At 50.5% G+C, this 4,329-nt stretch carries 6 protein-coding genes; 1 reads left to right on the top strand and 5 read right to left on the bottom strand.

Annotation, left to right across the window (positions count from 1 at the left end; all coding sequences use genetic code 11):
- The coding region (locus J4G02_21455) for a thiamine pyrophosphate-binding protein (protein ID MCE2397087.1) at positions 1-776 on the top strand (776 nt) is incomplete at its 5' end.
- A gap of 93 nt (positions 777-869) precedes the next feature.
- Here the strand turns inward: J4G02_21455 and hisF are convergent.
- From hisF to J4G02_21480, 5 genes are all read right to left on the bottom strand, one after another.
- The gene (gene hisF / locus J4G02_21460) at positions 870-1,649 is read right to left on the bottom strand and encodes an imidazole glycerol phosphate synthase subunit HisF (protein MCE2397088.1); all 780 of its coding nucleotides are present in this window, start codon (positions 1,647-1,649) and stop codon (positions 870-872) included.
- A 25-nt stretch (positions 1,650-1,674) separates the two neighbouring features.
- Complete coding sequence (locus J4G02_21465) at positions 1,675-3,147, bottom strand: S41 family peptidase (protein MCE2397089.1); 1,473 nt, start codon at positions 3,145-3,147, stop codon at positions 1,675-1,677.
- Between the two features lie 8 nt (positions 3,148-3,155).
- Complete coding sequence (locus tag J4G02_21470; protein ID MCE2397090.1) at positions 3,156-3,653, bottom strand: hypothetical protein; 498 nt, start codon at positions 3,651-3,653, stop codon at positions 3,156-3,158.
- Between the two features lie 54 nt (positions 3,654-3,707).
- Positions 3,708-3,932 (bottom strand): hypothetical protein, encoded by a 225-nt coding sequence (locus tag J4G02_21475; GenBank protein ID MCE2397091.1) that lies wholly within the window; start codon positions 3,930-3,932, stop codon positions 3,708-3,710.
- Positions 3,904-4,329 (bottom strand): Uma2 family endonuclease (locus tag J4G02_21480; GenBank protein MCE2397092.1); only part of this gene is annotated, 426 nt, incomplete at its 5' end. The genes J4G02_21480 and J4G02_21475, both read right to left, overlap by 29 nt.

Here is a 4,329-nt window from a genome sequence, read left to right on the forward strand (position 1 = left end):
TCATCCAGATTGACGCGGATGCGTCGCAGCTACGCCCGGAACAGCCAAGCGTTCTGGCGATACACGCGGAACCAACGAACATCGTGCGTCGGTTGACAGCCGCAGCACAAGCCCTTGAAGGTTCACAAAGGGAAAGACGGCACGATTCTTGGCGAGCGGAAGTGATGGCAGCGCGGAGGGCTACTCCGCCGGAATGGGAGCAAGTACGCAGCTCTTTAGATCAACCCATTCACCCGTTGCGCGTCTGTGAAGCGCTGCAGCCATTCCTTGATGATAGCGCGGTATTTGTCAGCGACGGCGGGGAGTTTGGGCAGTGGGTACAGGCGGGCTTGGAAGCGCAGCATCGCCTCATCAATGGTCCTGCAGGCTCAATCGGTAGTTCTGTTCCGATGGGACTCGCAGCGAAGCTGGCACATCCACAACGACCCGTCTTTGTTTTCTTAGGCGATGGCACATTCGGTTACCACGCTATGGAATTCGATACCGCACTACGCTACAATCTGCCTATCATCGTAGTTGTCGGAAACGACGCCCGTTGGAATGCCGAGCATCAGTTGCAGATTCAGAATTATGGGGAAGGGCGCACGGTCGGTTGTGAGCTGTTGCCGTCACGTTATGACAAAGTGATTGAGGCGTTGGGAGGGCATGGCGAGTTTGTTCAGGATCCGGACGATCTCACCCCTGCGGTTGAGCGGGCATTGGCATCGGGATTGCCTGCGTGCATCAACATCACTATCGAAAGTGTAAGCGCACCGACATTCCGAGCGAATGATTAATGACGGCTTCGGACTTCTGTAGGTCGATTTTCCAAAATCGACATTTTTGTGTCGAGATATGAATCTCGACCTACATGCGAATTAACCAATAAACTACCATGTATTGCGGATCGGGACCCCTTCTTTCTCAAGGTAGCGCTTGATATGCTCAATTGAGAACTCACCGTAATGGGTGATCGAGGCGACAATGGCGGCATCAGCATTACTCTCGACGAAGACATCGCGGATATGTTCCGGATTGCCTGCACCGCCAGAAGCAATGACAGGGACCGGAACGAGTGCCGCAATTGCTCCTGTCAGTTCTATATCATACCCCGCTTTCGTTCCATCTTGGTCAATGCTGTTGACCACAATTTCGCCAGCCCCCAGTTCCACACCGCGTTGCGACCACTGAAGGGCATCTAACCCCATCGGGCGACGACCGCCATCGATGTAGATTTCAAATCCACTTGGAATCTCATCACTTTTCGGGACCCGTTTGACCTGCATACTTAGCACAACGCACTGACTACCAAACGCTTTTGCACCTTCTGCGAGGAGTTGTGGATTTCTCACCGCACCGGAGTCGATACTCACCTTCTCCGCTCCCGCAAGGAGGACGCGGCGCATATCCTCTAAAGTTCGTAGCCCACCACCCACCGAGAAAGGGATGAAGATCTCTGCCGCAACCGCTGAAACGACATCAATCATAATGTCGCGCCTTTCGTTGCTGGCGGTGATGTCATAAAACACAAGTTCGTCCACCCCGCCTTCGTAGTACGCACGCGCCATCGCCACCGGATCGCCGACATCAATATTGCCTTGGAAAGCGACCCCTTTTGTGACCTTGCCCGCTCGAACATCGAGGCACGGAATAATTCGTTTGGTAATCATGAAATAATTCTCAATTGCCGATTGGTTATTTTGAGTTATCGGTCTTCAATGTTGACTGATAAATTTTGAACGCGCGCAGCTGGTCGATAGCCCGAATGATTCGCGGATCATATTCGTACTCATCAAGATCGTTTTCCGTTTCTCGCGCAATTGCGAGTTTTAACCCAACATCGCTCAAGATAATCCCTTCCGCTGTAAGCGAATCGACCAGTCGCTGGTATTTTCTTAGGGTTGAGGCAGCTTCGGCATCCTCTTTAGAAGCACGTTTTGCCTTTTGCAACTGGGCAAGGATGTCATCCCCGTTTGTTTCAATAAAGTCTGTGATTGCCTTATGTTTTTGCAGCTTCCGCAACATCTGAATTTCTGAACGACTGAACCATGGATCTTCAATATCAGGGATAATACCAATTTTGTGAATATCAACCCCATTCGGACTATAGTAGTGTGCTACTGTCAGTTTCACGGCGGCACCACCGCTCAGTGGAAATACTTGCTGTACAGAGGCTTTTCCGAAGGTCTTTTCCCCCATAACCAAGCCACGCCCATGATCTTTGATTGCACCGGCAACAATCTCGGAGGCGCTTGCGCTGCCACCGTTGACAAGGACGATCAGAGGATAACGTTTTTGCTGTTTGCCTCTCTCTGCGCTGTATTCTTCGCGTGGGGTCTTGCCTTGTGTATAAACAATCAGTTCTCCGGGCCCCAAAAAGTCACTGGCGATTTCAACGGCAGATCGAAGTAAGCCACCTGGGTTAGATCGGAGATCTAAAATGAGTCCTTCTATTTCCTGCTGATTAAAGGTTTCAAACACCTTATCCACATCACCGGCGGTGTTATCGCGGAATTGGTTGATCCGTATATATCCGATATCTTCCTTAAGAACTTTTGATTCGACACTGGGGAATTGGATAACATCGCGTGTCAGCGTGACTTCCAACGGTTTCGGTTCACCTTCGCGGACAATCGTGATGGTAACTTGTGTTCCCGGCTCACCCCGAAGATGTTCAACGGCGTCAGTCGTTGTCATGTTTGTTGTCGATTTATCTTCGATTTGGCTAATAATATCGCCGCTCTGGAGCCCCGCTTTATCAGCGGGTGTTCCCTTGAAGGGGGAGATAATTGTTAATCGCTCATCCCGGATACCGATCTCCATGCCGAGTCCACCGTAGGTGCCACGACTCTCTGTGCGAAAGTCTGCATAGTTTTCCGGAGGAAAAAATTGGCTGTATGGATCCAGTGTCCGTAACATCCCTCGAATTGCACCGTACATAAGTGATTCAGAATCAGGAGAATCCAAATGATTCTGTTGGATGTGTGCCAACACCTCTGAGAACGACGATATATTTTCTAATAGTTCGTCATCTAGTGGACCTTTAGGCGCATCGTTTTCTTCCTGTGTAAGCCCTAGGGTGGGTTGCAAGAACAGGATGAGAACCAAGACACCGAAACATCCCAGTAAATTGAATCTATAGCATTGATACAATTTCTGTTTTTTCATAGTGATTGTTATCCCGTCCTGAAGAAAAAGTGATATAAACGTCTGCTATAAGATACGCGAAACGCAATGTATGCCGAAACCACATAGAAGAGAAGATCAATCCACCCCATGCGTTGGCGCATGAATTGCCAGACCGATGGCTCGAATCCGCGTGTCTCTACCATCTTACCTACGCCCTCTGATTGGTCTGATGGCGCATCATGTTTCTCAATAATTGCGACTGTGACTGTTTCCGGTTTATTCCATTGAACGTCGAGATATTTGCCGAGCAGGATACCGACGACAGCGAACAATGCAGCAACTAGGCTGATAGAGACTTGCCGCGACCTGCCTACCAGTAACACGCCGATCCCTGTGAAGATGCCAATGGCGAGCGCAACCCACCCAGCAGTAAGCCCGGTCCATTGAATATATTTAGCCCAGAGCGCGCCCCCAAGCAGCGCGCCAATTAATCCACCTAACGGTGCAAAAGGGAGATGACGTGGGGATTTATATGTACCGTTCATTGTGCTTGACCTTTCTGAAGAGCGGCAGATACACAAATCTGCCATTCCATGTACTTAGCTGCGCTCGTCCTCTGAAGCAGCTAATTGTGCGCGGAGTTGTTCTAACTCGGACTCTATCTGTTGGCGGCGGTGTGCTTCCTGTTGGGCGCGTGCTTCTGCCTCGTGTCTGCGCTCGGTTTCTGCTTGGGCAAGTGCTTCTGCCTCCTCTCGCAGCTGCACCTCCTCTGCGGAGGTGGTGATTGGAGTCCCATCAGGTAAATATGGTCGTAAAAGCCGCACGTTGCCGATGTAATCCTCCCAACGGATGACTAAATAACCCTCCTTCAGCATCGGGTGGAATCCCCTCGATTTCGCCAGATGCGTTTCGGCACCAGCCATGAAATTCTGGTGGTTTGTCCCCTTCGGGTTGATGGATAAAATACTCCGCCACCCCGATGTCAACGAGGTATTGTCTCAACTTTGTCCCACGGTCCTGAGCGGCGGTGGAGTCGGAAAGGAACTCAAACACAACCGTTGGCACAACACCTTCTGCCCAGGTGTAGAAACTGCGTCGCTCTGGATACTTCTCTGCCCCTAAGACGACGTAAATATCAGGCGCGACGAATTTGGTTCGATCCCCTTCGTAATAGTAGATAAAACTGTCAATACCGATGTAGATAGCCGATTCGGTGCTAAA

Source organism: Candidatus Poribacteria bacterium, assembly GCA_021295755.1.
Classification (GTDB): domain Bacteria; phylum Poribacteria; class WGA-4E; order WGA-4E; family PCPOR2b; genus PCPOR2b.